This is a genomic window from Neobacillus paridis (assembly GCF_016765675.1).
Taxonomy (GTDB): domain Bacteria; phylum Bacillota; class Bacilli; order Bacillales; family Cytobacillaceae; genus Neobacillus; species Neobacillus paridis.
Genome location: NZ_JAESWB010000014.1, coordinates 20308 through 38080, shown reverse-complemented (window position 1 = coordinate 38080; position 17773 = coordinate 20308). Strand labels below are relative to the sequence as shown.

The 17773-nt window shown below is 43.7% G+C and carries 20 protein-coding genes; 10 read left to right on the top strand and 10 right to left on the bottom strand.

Annotated elements, in window-relative coordinates:
• Positions 1-282: 282 nt before the first annotated feature.
• The 4 genes from JK635_RS01630 to JK635_RS01615 all read left to right on the top strand — a co-directional run bounded on the left by JK635_RS01630 (position 283) and on the right by JK635_RS01615 (position 2447).
• Positions 283-456, top strand: a complete 174-nt coding sequence (locus JK635_RS01630; protein WP_202651804.1) for a hypothetical protein — start codon at positions 283-285, stop codon at positions 454-456.
• 111 nt (positions 457-567) lie between these two features.
• Positions 568-1218 carry an HAD family hydrolase gene (locus JK635_RS01625; RefSeq protein WP_202651802.1) on the top strand — a complete coding sequence of 217 codons (651 nt, stop codon included), beginning with the start codon at positions 568-570 and terminating at the stop codon, positions 1216-1218.
• Between the two features lie 91 nt (positions 1219-1309).
• Positions 1310-1555 (top strand): hypothetical protein, encoded by a 246-nt coding sequence (locus tag JK635_RS01620; RefSeq protein ID WP_202651800.1) that lies wholly within the window; start codon positions 1310-1312, stop codon positions 1553-1555.
• Positions 1556-1601: 46 nt separating this feature from the next.
• On the top strand, positions 1602-2447 hold the full coding sequence (locus JK635_RS01615; protein WP_202651798.1) for a VOC family protein: 846 nt from the start codon (positions 1602-1604) through the stop codon (positions 2445-2447).
• Positions 2448-2584: 137 nt separating this feature from the next.
• Here the strand turns inward: JK635_RS01615 and JK635_RS01610 are convergent, their stop codons facing one another.
• Both JK635_RS01610 and JK635_RS01605 read right to left on the bottom strand, forming a co-directional pair.
• Complete coding sequence (locus JK635_RS01610) at positions 2585-3304, bottom strand: metallophosphoesterase family protein (protein ID WP_202651796.1); 720 nt, start codon at positions 3302-3304, stop codon at positions 2585-2587.
• A 42-nt stretch (positions 3305-3346) separates the two neighbouring features.
• A complete protein-coding gene (locus JK635_RS01605) occupies positions 3347-3625 on the bottom strand; it encodes an excalibur calcium-binding domain-containing protein (protein ID WP_202651794.1) in 279 nt (92 codons plus the stop codon).
• 269 nt (positions 3626-3894) lie between these two features.
• Here JK635_RS01605 and JK635_RS01600 point away from each other — a divergent pair, with 269 nt between their 5' ends.
• The 4 genes from JK635_RS01600 (at position 3895) to JK635_RS01585 (ending at position 8832) form a co-directional block, all read left to right on the top strand.
• Complete coding sequence (locus JK635_RS01600; protein ID WP_202651792.1) at positions 3895-5472, top strand: GW dipeptide domain-containing protein; 1578 nt, start codon at positions 3895-3897, stop codon at positions 5470-5472.
• 316 nt (positions 5473-5788) lie between these two features.
• Positions 5789-7489: a pyruvate oxidase gene (locus JK635_RS01595; RefSeq protein ID WP_202651790.1), complete on the top strand. Its 1701-nt coding sequence runs from the start codon at positions 5789-5791 to the stop codon at positions 7487-7489.
• A gap of 112 nt (positions 7490-7601) precedes the next feature.
• The gene (locus JK635_RS01590; RefSeq protein ID WP_202651788.1) at positions 7602-7757 is read left to right on the top strand and encodes a hypothetical protein; all 156 of its coding nucleotides are present in this window, start codon (positions 7602-7604) and stop codon (positions 7755-7757) included.
• Positions 7758-8100: 343 nt separating this feature from the next.
• Positions 8101-8832, top strand: a complete 732-nt coding sequence (locus JK635_RS01585) for a polysaccharide deacetylase family protein (RefSeq protein WP_202651786.1) — start codon at positions 8101-8103, stop codon at positions 8830-8832.
• An 88-nt stretch (positions 8833-8920) separates the two neighbouring features.
• On the opposite strand, the gene JK635_RS01580 is transcribed toward JK635_RS01585, so the two are convergent.
• From JK635_RS01580 to JK635_RS01570, 3 genes are all read right to left on the bottom strand, one after another.
• On the bottom strand, positions 8921-9835 hold the full coding sequence (locus JK635_RS01580) for a DMT family transporter (protein ID WP_202651784.1): 915 nt from the start codon (positions 9833-9835) through the stop codon (positions 8921-8923).
• Between the two features lie 155 nt (positions 9836-9990).
• Positions 9991-10257 (bottom strand): hypothetical protein, encoded by a 267-nt coding sequence (locus JK635_RS01575; protein ID WP_202651783.1) that lies wholly within the window; start codon positions 10255-10257, stop codon positions 9991-9993.
• A gap of 3 nt (positions 10258-10260) precedes the next feature.
• Positions 10261-10455, bottom strand: coding sequence for a hypothetical protein (locus JK635_RS01570; protein WP_202651781.1), 195 nt, complete (start codon positions 10453-10455; stop codon positions 10261-10263).
• Positions 10456-10580: 125 nt separating this feature from the next.
• On the opposite strand from JK635_RS01570, the gene JK635_RS01565 reads away from it, so the two are divergent.
• Complete coding sequence (locus tag JK635_RS01565; protein WP_202651779.1) at positions 10581-11090, top strand: hypothetical protein; 510 nt, start codon at positions 10581-10583, stop codon at positions 11088-11090.
• A gap of 109 nt (positions 11091-11199) precedes the next feature.
• Here the strand turns inward: JK635_RS01565 and JK635_RS01560 are convergent, their stop codons facing one another.
• Positions 11200-11595, bottom strand: coding sequence for a hypothetical protein (locus JK635_RS01560; protein WP_202651777.1), 396 nt, complete (start codon positions 11593-11595; stop codon positions 11200-11202).
• 313 nt (positions 11596-11908) lie between these two features.
• Here JK635_RS01560 and galU point away from each other — a divergent pair, with 313 nt between their 5' ends.
• Positions 11909-12793, top strand: coding sequence for a UTP--glucose-1-phosphate uridylyltransferase GalU (gene galU / locus JK635_RS01555; RefSeq protein ID WP_202651775.1), 885 nt, complete (start codon positions 11909-11911; stop codon positions 12791-12793).
• Between the two features lie 101 nt (positions 12794-12894).
• On the opposite strand, the gene sdhB is transcribed toward galU, so the two are convergent.
• The 4 genes from sdhB to aspA form a co-directional block, all read right to left on the bottom strand.
• On the bottom strand, positions 12895-13647 hold the full coding sequence (gene sdhB, locus JK635_RS01550; protein WP_202651773.1) for a succinate dehydrogenase iron-sulfur subunit: 753 nt from the start codon (positions 13645-13647) through the stop codon (positions 12895-12897).
• A gap of 2 nt (positions 13648-13649) precedes the next feature.
• On the bottom strand, positions 13650-15413 hold the full coding sequence (gene sdhA, locus JK635_RS01545) for a succinate dehydrogenase flavoprotein subunit (protein ID WP_202651772.1): 1764 nt from the start codon (positions 15411-15413) through the stop codon (positions 13650-13652).
• A 24-nt stretch (positions 15414-15437) separates the two neighbouring features.
• Positions 15438-16052: a succinate dehydrogenase cytochrome b558 subunit gene (locus JK635_RS01540; RefSeq protein WP_202651771.1), complete on the bottom strand. Its 615-nt coding sequence runs from the start codon at positions 16050-16052 to the stop codon at positions 15438-15440.
• A 191-nt stretch (positions 16053-16243) separates the two neighbouring features.
• Positions 16244-17698 carry an aspartate ammonia-lyase gene (gene aspA, locus JK635_RS01535; protein WP_202651768.1) on the bottom strand — a complete coding sequence of 485 codons (1455 nt, stop codon included), beginning with the start codon at positions 17696-17698 and terminating at the stop codon, positions 16244-16246.
• Between the last annotated feature and the right edge of the window lie 75 nt (positions 17699-17773).

The window sequence follows — 17773 nt, the reverse complement described above, 5'->3', positions numbered from 1 at the left end:
AAGCATTAAAAGAGTTGGCCGGTTTTTAAAAAAGACAAATTTTCTATCAAGAGAGCACTCTAAATAAGTGAATCCGCTTTCACTTCTGTGGGGATAAAAAAACTGCCCACAAATACTTGACTCAAACTTCGCACAAAAGCTGTTTCCTCTTCGGAGTTCTTTCATGGTACACTAGAATTAGTCGATAAGGATGTACCTGTATTCTTAGTAAAAGGTGAAGGGAAACGACGGACGCTAGATGAGCGTGTTGAGAAGTTCTGCCGGCAATATACTGATAAACTGGTGATTCTCGACACGAAAGATTACGAGTTAAAAGGAATCGATGAGGAGTTCCGCTGGATTTTGGCACCAACGATTTCTTCTACTCTGTTAGTCGATCGGTTAGCTCGCCATTATGAAAAATATACTGGACATAATTTGGACATGCGCCGCTATTATCGACAATTTGATTATTAATAGGATAGCTACTTTTGATGAAGGTATTCTAAGATTTTGATGCATTGCGCATCATGAAAGAGTAGGCAGGGAGTTGATCTCTCTGTCTTTTTTCAACAAGGAGGCTGAAAAATGAAAGATGTAAAATTAGTAATCTTCGACATGGACGGACTGCTGTTTGATACGGAGCGTCCCTCTTATGAAGCGATGAGACGGGTGATGAAAAGACGAGGTTACGAGTTTCCAATCGAACATTATAAGCCCATTATTGGTGTAGCTGATCATGAATGCAATATGATTATGAAAGAAATATACGGCTCGGATTTCTCCTTTCCTGCGATCGTGAAGGATTATCGGCAGGAGTTTGATAACATCCTCCGTGAAGAAGGGCTTCTGATAAAGCCGGGGGCGAAAAACCTATTAGCTGCTCTTGATCGGAAAGGAGTAAAAAAATGCATTGCCTCTTCGAGCAGCAGGGCTACCATAGAATACTATTTATCGCTTACCAGTTTAACAGATCGCTTTGACTATTACGTAAGCGGGGAAGAAGTTGAGAACGGAAAGCCAAATCCTGATATTTTCCTGGAAGCCTGTAAACGCGGAAAAGAGGAAACGGCTGCATCCCTCGTTTTAGAAGATTCACTTAACGGCTTAAGGGCTGCAGTCAGTGCCAAGATTCAGTGCATTATTGTCCCTGATCTGATCGAACCAAATGAGGAAATGAAAACAAATGCCTATCAAATCGCGGACGATTTGAATCAGGTTATTGAGCTGATTAAGTAGGAAAAGTCAGGCAGCAGCCAATAGGATTTGGCAGGCGGCCTGGCTTTTGCTTTTTCTTACAAACTATTTTTCTTGATTTCCTTTTGGTGGTTTGACTGTTGCGATTGCTTTGACTACTTCAGATCTAAAGGAATCTATCCGAGTCTGTGATATTAGCAATACTGCTATACCAGTGATTGGCGTAGTTGCCTTGGTTGTTCTAAGTAAGGCAGTCATACCACACTTTGGAACAAATCAGCTTTTGGTCTCTAATTGGAAAAAACAATTAATACTTGTTGCTTTACATTTATCTCAATTTAAAATATTATTAATTCAAGATAATAGTATTTCTTTTTAGTAACTAATATATAATTGTGGAAAACAAAAAGGGGGTAAACAATAGCATGGAGAAGTTTCACCAGAAACCGACTGTTTTTGTTGGTGAGGTTAACATAAACGTGAAAAACCTTGAATCTGCCGTTTCTTTTTATCAACAAATGATTGGCTTTCAAGTATTGGAAAAGTCTCACCATCGCGCCGTTTTAACGGCAGATGGTCAAACTCCGCTGCTGACACTCAAACAGCCGGTAAATGTAATCGCAAAGGAAAAGCGCACGACAGGTTTATATCATTTTGCGATTTTACTGCCTTCACGTGCGGACTTTGCGGCATTCTTAAGGCACCTGCTGCAAACCGGGTACCCGCTCGGTGCCGCCGATCACTATGTGAGTGAAGCACTATACCTGAATGATCCGGACGGCAATGGGATTGAGGTATACCGCGATCGCCCATCGCATGAATGGACGTGGAAAAATGGCTTAGTTGAAATGGCCACAGAACAGCTTGACGTCGAGGCGATTTTGGCGGAAAGTAACGGCCAATGGAGCGGCCTGCCGGCTGGAACTGTGATGGGACATATTCATCTTCACGTGGCTGACTTGCCAACAGTGGAGGAATTTTATACTAATGGCCTTGGCTTTAACGTGGTCAGCCACTATCCGCAAGCTGTGTTTCTGTCGAGTGGAGGTTACCATCATCATATCGCCATCAACACCTGGCAGGGTGTCGGCGCCAAGCGGCCAGCGCAAAATAGTATAGGGTTAAATTGGTTTTCGATCATTTATCCAGATGCGGCTGCTAGAGACGCCGTTGTGAAAAAACTACAACAGCTTGGGGCGCCCGTCGAGGAGGAATCCGCTTATTATTTGACCAGCGACCCGTCAGGTAATCGAATCCGGCTTGTCGTATAAATTTTTTTAAAAGTAAAAGCAATGCTGGGGCACTCTTTTAATAATGCCTGGCATTGCTTTCGCTTTTTGTAAAAGGAAGTTGTTTTAATCATACATCGATTATGAACCAGCTAGAGTCGTGGTTGTTGTTTTTTCTATTACAATCTTCCATTGCGAATGACGTTAATCATCATGTCGGTATTGGGATAATCGACTTGCTGGTAAAGTTTGCTGACTTTTTCCGTATCGTAGGAAACGCGTTCAATCGATGTCCGCAAGTTTCCATTGGTAATCTCTACTAAACCGTAAGAGGCCTTGGCTAAGCCGTCGAATGGGAGACCAACGCTGCCGATATTCATGATCATTTTTCCACTAAGGTAACGGATATATGGTGTATGAATATGGGCATATATGTAAACTTGAGCGTCTGCTGCTGCAAAAAATTGCTGCTCCAACTCCTCATCACTTGCATGTGGTGGAACCACCTCAAATAAACTTGAGGGAGTAGCGTGAAACGCGGTTATGTTTACATCATCATACCTAAAGTTTAGCTGTTCGGGCAATTGCTGTAAATAATCGATGTCGGATTGGGTTAGATTTTCAACCGTCCATTGCCGCTCTTTATTCATTAGCTCCAAAGCTTTGTCGGGTACTTCTCCTTCGCGAACGCCGCGGACAACCCATTCGTCGGCGTTTCCTTTGATCACATCAGCATTTAAGGAGCGAACTAATTCCAGGGAACGCTTCGGTTCCGGACCACGATAGCAAATATCACCTAAAACACAGATTTTATCAATTGATTTTTTTCGAATATCCGTGAGCACCGCATCAAGGGCAACGGCGTTCCCATGAATATCGGAAATAAACGCAATTTTCATGAGTCATATGACCTCCTTTGAAAGAATCTATTTACTATGTCCTTAACGCTCACATGCGATACCGTCTTTGTCGCGGTCTTTCGTTATATTGGCATTATAGAGCGCCTTGGAAACAAATGGCCTAAACTTTGTTTTTCCGCCTTTGTTTTTCACCTTGGAAGACTTGGCCACACCGCCTTTATACACCTTGTTCATCTCCTTGCAATTTTGATACTTCACAATCTTCGTTTTCGCCTCAACAACGTGAACAGATTCCGACATACCATAAGATGCCCCGGCAACAACGCCAAAAGCAAGAAAAACTTTTAAAAATCGCTTCATTCCCATCCCCCACCTTATTCATATAATCATGCTATTTCTCCCACCATCATAAATAGAATTTACAATATTTTCAATATGTTTAAATGAAAATTGGTGCCTGACACCACAGAAATACATGATTCCACCCCAGATGGACACTTTGTAAAAAACTTACATAATCTCTGCCGTATGATGCTTTTCGACATTTTTTGATAGAGTCTTACACCATGCCCTTTGTAGTAGTATAATTGTCACTAGAAGTCTATTAAGCTAGTAATGAGGGAGGAAACATGAGGAAGGCGGTCTTCTTAGTTTTGGCCATAATGTTGGTGGGGTTTGTTTTCCCGGCTCAGATGTGGGCTGCTGGAACATCAAGCTTCAAGGTAAATGATTATATAATGGATAATGGTCTGGAATCTGCGAAGGTAGAATATCAACATAAGAGTATTTTTCCAAAGTTTAATTATCGGTACGGGTACGGTGAGGTGGAGGGCATCGTCGCCCATGAAACCGCCAATGATAAGTCCACGATTAACGGTGAAATTTCTTACATGTTGCGAAACTATCGGAGAGCGTTTGTCCATGCCTTTGTCGATGATCGGCATGTAATTGAAATCCATTCCCCAAGTTATGGTGCATGGGGTGCCGGCTCCGTTGCCAACCAGCGTTTTGTCCACGTGGAATTAGTCCGGGTAAAAAAGTCTGAAGAAGCTAAATTTGCCAAATCAATTAATAATTATGCCACGTACATAGCCTCCATACTTTATCGTTATAATTTGCCATTAATTGATGCAGAAATGACAGGCAGCGGTACGTTATGGTCCCATAATGCCGTCAGAAAATTTCTGGGAGGTACAACCCACGAAGATCCTCATCAGTATTTTAGCAGCAGGGGATATAGTTGGGGTCAGTTTGTCCAGTTAGTCAAAGCGAAATATCAGCAGCTACCAGCCAAGACAGCCAATACCAGCCGCTTAGGTCAAATCCGCAGTAGCAGTGTAAAAATTTTGCAAAACTATATGGATAGTCAGTCTGCTGTGGCGGCAGGGGTCGGGCATACCGGAAAGACGTATTTTATAAAAAAAGTAGCCTTTGCTCAAGGACAGATTTATTACCAGCTTAGTGAGCAGCCAAGCAGTACCAACGGAATGGTTGGCTGGGTAAAGGCTGAGGATGTCATTTCCTATCCGAATAGAGTTGTCGATCAAAAAGAAAAAATATTATACTTTACCGGAAAAGGCAGCGCCTATAGCAACGCCTGGGGAGCGAAAAAAGACGTCATCTATGGTTCACTTTCTACCTATAAAGATCGGCAATTTAAGATTAATAGAACGGAAACCGTTGGCAGCGATCTATGGTATTACGGAAGTTTGGACGGGAAAAAGTTTTGGGTTAAATCAACCAATGTAGCAGCTAAAGTAGAGCGAGCGACGAGCCGATTAGCAAAGGTTCGCAACAGCGGAGTTACCATTTTTAAAACGATCGGCAATCCGGCAGGGGCAATTCGGGCCGGCTCGACTTATACTGGTTCGGTTTACTATATTAAAAGACAAGCTGTTTTAGGCAGCTCAACATATTATCTACTTAGTAACCAACCGAGCAGTGTGAAAGGAATCATCGGCTGGGTGAAATCCTCTGATTTAATCAGCTACTCCTACACTAGTGTCGATCATAAAGCCAAAACCATGTTTTTTAACGGCAAGGGCAGTGCCTACAGTAAGCCATGGGGCGGTAACAAAGACGTTGTTTATAAAAAACTCTCAGCGTACAAAAAACGCAAATTTATCGTCCGCCAAACGGTAAAAGTTGGCAACACAAAATGGTACCAAGGCGTCATCAAAGGAAAAACGGTCTGGCTGAAAGGATAAAACCACAGAATTAATAGTGATCTAATAATGTTGTAAATGGTGTTAATAATGGTGCCTGACACCGCTCGTGGACATTTGTCCGTCTGTGGTGGACAGTTTGTGAAAATTTCACATGGTGCCTGACACCACTTGTGGACAAATGTCCATGTGGGGCGGACAGTTTGCGAAAACTCAGATGGTGCTTGATACCATTCAGCAAAAATTGCTGCAAGACTATTTGTCTTGTGGCTTTTTTTGTGAGATTGGCGGGGGATTTGAGTAATTTTTACCAAAAAATATAATACTACTGGTATCAATTGTGAAAAGGGGATGTTCCATGTTTAGACAGAAAGCTGGGGAGAAATTAATCGAATTATTGGTGGAGTGGGGAGTCGATCATATTTATGGAATGCCGGGAGATTCAATTAATTCCTTCATCGAGCCGCTTCGCAAAGCACAGGATAAAATAAAATTTATTCAAGTACGGCACGAGGAGGCCGGTGCTTTGGCCGCTGCCGCATATGCAAAATTGACCGGCAAATTGGGGGTCTGTACGGCGATTGCCGGACCGGGGGCGATTCACCTGTTAAATGGCTTGTATGACGCCAAGCTTGACAGGGTGCCGGTGCTGGCACTTGCAGGACAGGTGGAATCGGATCTCCTTGGTACGGATTATTTCCAAGAAGTAAACCTAGAGAGGATGTTTGATGATGTCGCCGTTTACAATCAGCGGGTTATGTCGGCGGAACAACTGCCGGCAGTTGTAAATCAAGCAATCCGAACTGCGTATGTCAAAAAGGGCGTGTCTGTCCTGACGATTCCCGATGACATACCCCGTTTTGAGGTAGGCAAAAAAGCATTGATGACCTCAAATTTTTATGTCAAGCAGGAGGTCCGTCCGCTTGAAGAAGACCTTGAGCGTGCGAAAGAATTACTTAATAATGCCGAGCGGCCGATCATCCTAGCAGGGAAGGGAACACATGGCCTCCGGGAAACATTATTATCTTTTGCCGAAAAAATTGCCGCACCGATCGTACTAACCTTGCCGGCTAAAGGATCGATTCCCGATAAGCATCCATATTGCTTAGGCGGGCTTGGCCTGCTCGGCACGAAGGCAGCCTATGAAGCGATGCAGGATGCCGATCTGCTGCTGCTGATTGGCACCTCCTATCCGTTCACCGGGTTTTTACCAGAAAACACGAAAACTATTCAAATCGACATTGACCCTTATCAAATTGGAAAGCGCTATCCGGTAGATGTTGGCCTGGCAGGGGAAGCCGGTTTCACCATCGAGTGGCTGATTGAAAATGTTCATGATAAACAGCATCGGGAATTTTTAGAAGAATGTCAGCAACGGATGGAGAAGTGGTGGGCGCGGCTCGAGCCCCAGGGAGAGGATGCCTCTGTGCCAATTAAACCGCAGCGGGTGATACGGGCTTTGCAGGAAGTTGCTGCAGACGATGCCATCCTCTCAGTCGATGTTGGCAATGTCACCGCATGGACGGCACGACATTTTTATATGACCAATCAAAAAATGATCCTCTCTAGCTGGCTGGCGACACTTGGCTGCGGGCTGCCAGGGGCAATTGCCGGAAAAATTGCCTATCCGAATAGGCAAGTGTTTGCAATTTGCGGTGACGGCGGCTTTGGCATGACGATGAATGATTTTGTCACCGCTGTGAAATATCGGCTACCGCTCGTCGTTGTCGTGTTAAATAACCACAAAATAGCGATGATTAAGTTTGAGCAGGAGGTCATGGGAAATATTGAATTTGGCACAGATCTCCATAATCCCAATTTCGCCAAATATGCCGAAGCTTGCGGCGGTGTCGGCTATCGTGTCGAGCATCCGAATGAGCTGCAGCCTGCTTTTGAGCAAGCCGTTAAGCAGACGAAACCATGTATTATTGATGTTGTTGTTGATGCAGATGAAGCGCCGATACCTGGCAATATTACTTTCGCCCAAGTGGCCGGATACACGAAACATATGTTGAAGGTATTTTTTGAAGAAGGAAAAATCGATCTGCCGCCAATTTGAGGGCTTTTACCAAAGGAAGGCTACAGCCCATTTTAGGATGAGAACTGCTCATTTATTAGGTCTGTTACATAGTCTGTGGTGTATAGGAAAATAAATGAAAGCAGGTGTCGGTATGCCTCCATTTTACGGCGGTTTTGGTTACCCGATGATGGGATTTGGCTACGGTCCGTTTGGCTATGGCGGATTCGGCGGTTATGGTCCATTTGGGTACGGTGGTTATGGATACCACCACCATCCTTGGCATCATTATCACGGGTATGGCTGGTAAAAAGGCTGCAAGATAATATGTAAACGAAAAATGTCCCATAGAAGATCGCTATGGGACATATTCATGGGTAAGCAGGAAAGAATTGACTCGTAGAAGATGGCTACGGGACATTTTCATGAAAAGCGAGTAAGTTTCACTTTATCCCAAAGAATGCCCTTAACTCTACCTGCTTTGGCAGACCATTATATGGAACTTTTCCCACAACTACTGTGACAGTTTCGGCAGGCAGACAATTGAGGTGGTTCTATACAAAATTCATCCATTATCTCGAAAGGCCATACCACGGCTTAATTTTTGATATTGTGGCATACTACAGACAAAATGACACGAAGGTGGGGAGTGGATGAAAAAGTACCTGTTGCTTTTGTTGATATATATTTTCTGGGGATTCCAATTACCGGCGGCATACGCCGAACGGCCCGTGCTGATTTTAGTATATCACTCGATTGCGGAATATAAGGGAACGGGGTCGAAAGAGTTATATGTCACGCCGGAAAACTTTGAAAAACAAATCAACTATTTACGGGACAATGGATTTACGTTATTAACGTTTGACCGTTGGCAAGACAGGAAGAAAGTAAAGAAGCCGATCTTTTTAACCTTTGATGATGGCTATAAAAACAACGAAAATGTTTATCTGATTTTTAAAAAACTGGCCTCACCCCAGTTTCAACCGACGGGCACGCTTTTTGTCATCTCCGACTTTATCGGCCGGGAGAACCGCTTGACCTCAACCGACTTAAAACGGCTGGCGAAATCGGGGTATTTTTCGATTCAATCCCATACGGCGACCCACGTGGATTTGACGAAGACTAAGGATTTTACCCATGAACTAAGGGATTCTAAAGAAATGATTGGCCGAATTACCGGTAAACCAGTGATTGCCCTAAGCTATCCTTATGGGAACTTTAATGAGAAAGTGGTCGAGGAAACGAAGAAATACTATTCATTTGGCATCACGACAACGCCTGAGCTTTTTTTCGAAAAGGGAACCAAGGACGAGCTTTACTACCTGCCGCGGATATATATCAAATACTCGACAACACTGGCGGAGTTTGCGAGAATCGTCGATTGACATCTATTATTAAAAATAGCCCCTGTGAACTGCCCCCCATTGTTAGTCACACAGCTAGCAATTGGAGGGGCAGTTTACTGAGCGTTGTCTATGGGGCTGCTTTTTCAATCGGAAATGATTCACTTAACTCTGGTTTCTTCTGCTTCTGACTTAAAAATAAAAATACACCTATCAGGACGAGGACACCGCCGGCAAGCTGCCATGAAGTCAGACGCTCGCCCAAAATAAAGAAAGCGAGAACGGAAGCGCCAACCGGTTCTCCCAAAATGCTCATTGAAATCGTGGTGGCGTTAACATAGTTCATCAGCCAGTTGTTGATCACATGGCTGACAGTCGGAACGACAGCAAGCAAGAGAAAAATGCCCCATTCCTTTGCCGGATAGCCGCCCAAATTCACCTTCGTTGTCAGGTTAAAAACAATCAGAAACAGTGTGGCACAGGAAAAGACACAAAAGCTGTAAATCCAGTGTGACAGCTGTTTGACGATCGTTTGCCCAATTAGCAGGTAGCCAACAACGGCAATGACGCTAAAAAAGGAGAACAGATCCCCTAACATCGCGTTTCGGCTCAGCCCGAAGTCTCCCCAGCCGATCATTATCGCACCGATAATCGCGATTCCCATCGTTAAAAGGGTGGAACCGGTTGTTCGCTCTTTAAAAAGAAAAAAACCGCCAATCAGCGAAACAATCGGCTGTAAGGCCAGAATGATCGTCGAACTGGCAACCGTTGTGAATTTCAACGAGCCGAACCAAAGAACAAAATGAAACGCGAGAAACAAGCCGGAAAAAAATAAAAACAGTGCTGTTTTTGGTTTGATTTTTCGCAGCTCCTGCCGGTGTTTCCAAACCATTGGCGTTAATAATAAACTGGCAAAAAACATTCGGTACATGCTCAAAATAGAAGCCGGAGCGTCTGACCATTTCACAAAGATGGATGAAAAGGAAATCGCGATGATGGAAACAGTGAGCGGCAGACCGATCGATCTTGATTTTTCTTGTAACATAATTCTTTCCTTTCCAGATGTAACATTTAACTAAACTATACCATAATTTTAACTGTGGTTAAGCTGAAATGCTCACTCGCTTTTCAGCGATTTCAGGGTATTTTTTGCAGAAGATGTGTCAATTTTCTCTGCCTTTCCAAAAAATAAAACCCTTATCAGCTAAGGGTTTCTCCAGGATCAGGCGGTTGTTCCTGAGGGGGTTTCTTTTGCAGTTCTTGGTCGTGATGATGCGTTAAACCTGTGCTTGAACGGGCGAAGTTGTTGCGGTCACCGTGAATATTACCAAAGCCTTGGCTGTGTTTTTTACTGCTGCGAAAGTCTTCGATAAAATTATTGCCAATACTAAAACAGGAGGCATTTTCAATGCTGTCAATTTTAATTGTGCCGATGTGAAATGTCGGCGATAAAATAGGGGAGGCCATGAATTACTCATCCTTCCTAGTCACTGTTTTCACCCAATAGCCTTGATTGAGTATATTATCCTTACCGGAAATGGAACCAACGACCTCTTCCAAGATGGTATCGCTTTGAAATTGTTTTAGGGTGTTTGTTTCTCCAAAGAAAACCGCGGAGGAATTGCCAATGCTTGAAATGTGAATATTGCCCAGTGATAACTTCATCAAATCAATCCTTTTTCAATATCCTATTCCATTTTTAGGCGATTGCCACCCATTTCTCTCACAGTATCATGAGTGAAAACATAATCTATAGGGTAAACAAGGCTAAGATAACGTGGTGAGATGGAATGACCGATGCTTTTGAATTTCAATTTGCCGGAAATATCAATGTCCAATCAATGGATCGGCAATCAGGCATTTTTATTGGTGAGAACAATAAAGCCATTGGTTGGAGTGCCCATGGAAAAACAAATAATGTAATCGGGAAAATTGGCGGGCAATCCAATCTTATTTATCAAAATCTATTGATTTTAAATGATCCAGATTATATCGACACACCGATTGATGATCGCGATATTAATCTGTCCTTTGAAACCGCCGGGGGGGAAGAGACCAAGAATTTTACCGTTGACAACGTTAATGTGAATGCGATGCAGCAAAATTGTGTCGTGGCGATCGGGGAGAGCCGGGTAACAGGGATGGATGCCAACGAAAAAGTGAATCAGTCACATGGCGGCGTTTATGGCAACGGGAACCATTCCATATTAAATCATAATGTGAATATTGATGAGGATGTGTTAGATGCTATAATAGAAGATCGGGATATTAAAATGGCCAATATCCGGAAGAATGATTAAGATGTTATCCAGTTAATTACAATCTTTGTAAAATAGGAGTGGAATTTCGTAAAATTGTCCATGGATTATGTAAAAAAGAGCCCTGATTTTGTTAAATACATTCTTGGAACTAAGAGAAGGTATTGCGAAAACGAAACCCTTTCGCGGTTTTTGTCATGTTTGGTTCATCAGGGGACGCATCAGATGGGGGTTCGTTTTTGGCCCTTTCTTTATCAATCTTTTGAACAAGCGAGGCGGCAAAGTCTCCGGAGCCACTTATATTGGTGCCAATTAATAACTTACCGCTGAGCTCGTCAATTTCGATATTATCAAGGCGAAAAATGATATTTTCCAAATGATCAATTTGGACATGTTCCAGGTGGATGAGTCTTCCCACGGTTTCGGTTCGCGTATCTTTTTGCTGTTTTTCGAGAAGCTCGATGATCTGGTCTAATTTTGATAAAAGAAGTGAGTCTATGTTGTCCTTTTTTTCGGGTTGCTTTTTTTTAAAAGAAAAAAATTTCAAGATAAACTCCCCCCCTTTATGATGCAAAAAGAATCCCCGGTCCCATATTCCTAACTATATGAATTAGCAGTCGTTCTTATTCGAGCGGGCTTTGGCTTGGGGAACCTATCGGATTGGCGCGATTTCCTTAAACTTGATCATACTTTGTGAATTTCTTTCCATAAAATTCGGCTTTATTTGGAAATAATGATAGAATATAGTTGGAGTTACTTGATGGACCATCAGCCGAATAGTTTTCAACTATAGTGTAAAGCAGATCAGGCTGATGTCCCAGTTTGTTGTGAATCATTGGTGACAAGGTAGGGTGAAGTGAATGAAAAAAGTAAGAAAAGCGATTATCCCGGCAGCGGGACTAGGGACACGGTTCCTCCCGGCAACCAAAGCAATGCCAAAGGAAATGCTACCGATCGTCGATAAACCGACAATTCAATATATCGTTGAGGAAGCGGTTGCTTCGGGAATCGAGGATATTATCATTGTTACAGGGAAAGGTAAGCGGGCAATTGAGGACCATTTTGACTTTGCGCCTGAGCTTGAACAAAACCTGTTAGAAAAAGGAAAAACAGATTTATTGGACAAGGTACGTTACTCCACAAATCTTGCTGATATCCACTATATCCGCCAAAAAGAGCCTAAAGGACTTGGGCATGCTGTTTGGTGTGCCCGTAATTTCATCGGCGACGAACCGTTTGCTGTTCTGCTTGGCGATGATATTGTTCAGAGTGAAACCCCTTGCTTAAAACAGCTAATCAATATATTTGAGGAAACTCATTCATCAGTGATTGGCGTACAAAAAGTGCCAATGGGAGAAACCCATCGTTATGGAATCATTGATCCGGCACAGCAAACCGGCAGACGGTATCAAGTCAACAATTTGGTGGAAAAACCAGTACCGGGAACGGCACCATCTGATCTGGCAATTATGGGACGCTACATACTGACACCGGAAATTTTTATGTTTCTCGATAAGCAGCAAACCGGTGCCGGCGGCGAAATTCAGCTGACCGATGCGATTCAGGAACTGAACCATATTCAACGGGTATTTGCTTATGACTTCGAAGGCAAACGTTTTGATGTGGGAGAAAAGATTGGCTTTGTTAAAACAACGATCGACTTCGCGCTGCAGTATGACGAACTACGCGATGAGGTTTTGGACTACTTGAAAGAAATTGTCCGGACAGAAAGCGAGCAAAAATAAGCAAATAGAAAAGGCCGGCTTCATTAAAAGAAGCAGGCCTTTTCTAAGCTAATGCGCCGGAACAGGCTGAGCTTGTTCCGAAGGCGCTTCCGCTTTTCTAATCATCCAAAGAAGTTTCTGAATGATTGCAGGGTTACCTGGCGGTTAACCTGGGCGATCGAAGTGGTAAGCGGAATGCCTTTCGGGCATACTTGGACGCAGTTTTGTGAGTTTCCGCAGGAGGTTATGCCTCCTTCTCCCATAAGCGCTTCGAGCCGCTCTTCCTTATGCATAGCCCCAGTCGGGTGGGCATTGAATAGCCGCACTTGGGAAATAGCGGCAGGGCCAATAAACTTAGATTTTGCATTGACATTTGGACAGGCCTCAAGGCAGCAGCCGCATGTCATGCATTTCGATAATTCGTAAGCCCATTGTCTTGTTTTTTCAGGCATTCTTGGACCAGCACCTAAATCATAGGTTCCGTCAATCGGTACCCATGCTTTAACCCGTTTCAACGCATCGAACATCCGCTGGCGGTCCACCCTTAAGTCGCGGATAACCGGAAAGGTTGTCAGCGGTGCCAGATGGATTGGCTGCGAAATTTTGTCGATCAATGTGGAGCAGGCTTGGCGCGGCTTGCCGTTAATCACCATCGAGCAGGCACCGCAAACCTCCTCTAAACAAACCGATTCCCAAACAACAGGAGTCGTTGTTTCGCCTTTGGCATTCACCGGATTTCGTTGAATTTCAATCAGGGCCGAGATGATATTCATGTTCGGTCGATAGGGAATCAGAAATTCTTCGGTGTACGGATCCGAGTTGGCATCTTTTTGCCGTTTAATGATTAAATGGATTTTTTGAGCAGTTTCCGACATCTTTACTTGGCCCCTTTCTTCGATTTTGTATAATCACGTTTCCGCGGCTTAATCAAAGAGATATCGACTTCTTCATACGAGAGTTCTGGCTGGCCAGTAGCTGGATTATATTTGGCAATGGTTGTTTTCAGCCATTCTTCATCATTTCGGTCAGGGAATTCCGGCTTGTAGTGTGCCCCGCGGCTTTCATTCCGTTGATAAGCACCAAGGGTAATCACTTGAGCGAGATTCATCATCCCTTCCAGCTGACGGACAAAGGAAGCACTGGAGTTGTTCCATTTGCCTGTATCCTCCATATTGATCCGTTTATAGCGCTCTTTGAATTCCTGAAGTTTTTCAAATGTGTCCTTCAATTTCTTATTTTCACGGACAACCGTTACGTTGGCTGTCATTAATTCGCCCATTTCTTTATGGAGTAAATAGGCATTTTCTGTTCCATCCATTGCCAGAATTGATTCGTACTTGCTGACATCTTCCTTGACCTGTTTTTCAAATACCGAAGAGGCCACGGCATCTGCAGATGTTTCCAAACCTTGAATGTATTCCAAAGCTTTTGGACCGGCTGCCATGCCACCGTAAACGGCCGATAATAAGGAGTTGGCTCCAAGGCGGTTGGCACCATGCTGCGAATAATCACACTCGCCAGCTGCAAAAATTCCTTTAATGCTTGTATGCTGTTCGAAATCTACCCATAAGCCGCCCATTGAGTAGTGGACACCAGGGAAGATTTTCATTGGAACTTTTCTTGGGTCATCACCGACAAATTTTTCATAGATTTCCATGATTCCGCCGAGACGGATATCCAATTGTTTCGGATCAATATGGGTCAGGTCAAGGTAAACTTTATTTTCACCATCGACCCCAAGTTTTTGATTGATACAAACATCAAATATTTCACGGGTAGCAATGTCCCTTGGAACTAGGTTGCCGTAGGCTGGATATTTTTCCTCCAAGAAGTACCATGGTTTGCCGTCTTTATACGTCCAAACCCGGCCGCCTTCACCACGGGCCGATTCACTCATTAGCCGGTTTTTGTCGTCTCCTGGTATGGCGGTTGGGTGAATTTGAATGAATTCACCATTGGCAAACAGGGCACCTTGTTGATAAAGCCGGGCCGCGGCATAGCCAGTATTAATAATTGAGTTGGTTGACTTACCAAAAATCATTCCCAGTCCGCCGGTTGCCATGATCACGGCGTCAGCAGGAAATGCCTTGATTTCCATCGTGCGAAGGTCTTGAGCGGTGATACCGCGGCAGACACCATCGGGGTCAATAACCGCTGAGACAAACTCCCAACCTTCATATTTCGTTACCAATCCTTTTACTTCAAAGCTGCGAACCTGTTCATCCAGTGCATAAAGCAGCTGCTGTCCGGTTGTCGCACCGGCAAAAGCGGTTCGGTGATATTGGGTGCCGCCAAAACGGCGGAAATCCAGTAAACCCTCTGGCGTACGGTTAAACATAACGCCCATGCGGTCAAACATATGAATAATTTTTGGGGCTGCTTCACACATCGCTTTAACAGGTGGCTGGTTTGCCAGGAAGTCGCCGCCGTATACGGTGTCATCGAAATGCTCCCAAGTGGAGTCGTTTTCGCCTTTTGTATTTACCGCTCCATTAATCCCGCCTTGGGCACAGACCGAGTGAGAGCGTTTGACTGGAACGACCGAGAATAAGTCTACATGCACATCTTTTTCTGCGATTTTAATAGCGGCCATCAAGCCCGCCAAACCGCCTCCTACGATTACAATTTTTCCTTTGCTCATTTGTTTGTCCTCCCTATCTAGCTCTTAAGCAAATGCCAAGATGGCGCGGATTCCGACGAAGGCCAATCCGAAGAATAAGACGATCGCAATATATTCGGTGATCTTTTGTGATTTGGTTGATGCGGTAATTCCCCAAGTGATCAGGAAAGTCCAAAAGCCATTAATAAAATGGTAAATGCAAGAGAGAATGCCAATGATATAGAGTGTAAGCATCCAGCCATTATCGACAATCCCGGCCATTAAATTATAATTAGCCTCGACTCCGTTAAATTCCACTTGGACTTTCGTTTCCCATACGTGCCAGATTAGAAAAACAAAGGCAATCAAACCAGTGATCCGCTGGAAAAAGAACTTCCAGTTGCGGGCGTAGTGATACTGACCGACATTTTGTTTGGCCTGAAAAGCAATGACCACCCCGTAAATTCCATGGAATAATAACGGTAAAAAGATGACAAATAACTCTAGAAAATATTTAAACGGCAAATTTACCATAAAGCCAGCAGCTTTATTATAGGAGTCGATTCCCCAAACAGCTGAATAGTTTACGAGCAGATGGACGGTCATAAATACTCCGACAGGAATGATTCCCGCAAGTGAGTGCAGTTTACGGAAAAAGTGCTGGTATTTTCCGTGTTCCATATAGTTGTACCTCCTTTGATGTGATGGTAGAAATGTTAATGGTGGTGTGGAAAAAGATTGGTCGTCCTTGATAAAACTTATACATAAAAGAGTTCACTTTGCTCTTTCCAATCTTTTAACATCAATTAATCTTCAAGTCTGTAAAAACAGTCAGGCGCCTGGCCTCAAAGCTAGGCGTCTGCTGGATTATTTTAAACGTGAGCTGTTTCTTTTTGTTGGCGTTTTTTCTCAATTAGTTCTTTAGCAGCGATTCCAGGTTTAGTCATTTCAAATGGATGTAAGATTTGATCTAACTCTTCAGCGGTTAAAACACCTTTTTCGAGAACAATTTCTCTGACTGGACGGCCGGTTGTAATCGCTTCTTTGGCGATTTGAGCAGCCGTTTCATAGCCGACATGCGGGTTAATCGCGGTAATAATGCCAACGCTGTTATTTACGTAAGCTTCCATTCTTTCTTTATTAGGTGTAATGCCGCTTAAGCAATGCTTGCGGAATACGGTAAAGACATTGGTCATAATTCGGATTGATTGCAATAGGTTAAAGGCAATCACAGGTTCCATAACGTTCAATTCAAATTGTCCGGCTTCCGAGGCCATGCTGATCGTTAAATCATTACCGACAACTTGGAAAGCACTTTGGTTCAACACCTCGGCCATGACCGGATTTACCTTACCAGGCATGATGGAGGATCCTGGCTGACGAGGAGGAAGATTGATTTCTCCTAAGCCGCAGCGCGGACCGGAAGTCATCATCCGTAAATCATTGGCAATCTTTGACATATTTAACATGCAGACTTTAAGGGCTGCAGAAACTTCAATGTAAGCGTCGGTATTTTGTGTTCCATCGACAAGATCCTCGACACCGACAATTGGCAGACCGGAAACTTCCGCCAGTTTGACAACAACTTTCTTAATGTATTCAGGGTCGGCATTCAGGCCTGTTCCAACGGCAGTAGCCCCCATATTAACAGCATATAAATGGTTGCGGGTTGCTTTAATGCGCGCGATATCTCTTCTTAATACTCTTGCATAGGCTTCGAATTCCTGGCTGAGCTGAATCGGTACAGCATCTTGCAAGTGGGTCCGGCCCATTTTTAGAATGCCATCAAATTCATTAGCCTTTTTCATAAATTCATGATGGAGTTCATCCATTGCTTCAAGTAAAGTATTTAACGTCATCAATGTTGATAAATGGATACCAGTAGGGAAAGCATCATTTGTTGATTGAGCCATATTGACATGGGAGTTTGGGCTGATAACCTTGTAATTTCCTTTTTTCTCACCAATGATTTCAAGGGCACGGTTAGCAAGAACTTCGTTCGTATTCATATTGATGGAAGTACCTGCACCGCCTTGAATCGGGTCGACGATAAATTGATCGTGAAGTTTTCCTTCAATTACTTCATCGGCAGCAGCCATGATGGCATCGGCAATTTTCCGATCCAATTGTCCGATTTCCGCATTGGCAAAAGCGGCAGCCTTTTTCACCATCGCCATTGCTTTGATTAAAGCCGAGTCAAGATGATATCCGGTAATTGGAAAGTTTTCTCGGGCACGCATCGTTTGGACGCCATAATAGACATCTGCCGGAACCTCTTTTTCCCCTAGGAAGTCTTTTTCAATACGGAAATTCTTTGAAGTACTCATTCTAGTCATCTCCAATAATATTTTTTAAAGGCGGGCGCTTTAGGATGCACCTGGGAGTGTCAAGAGACACCCCCC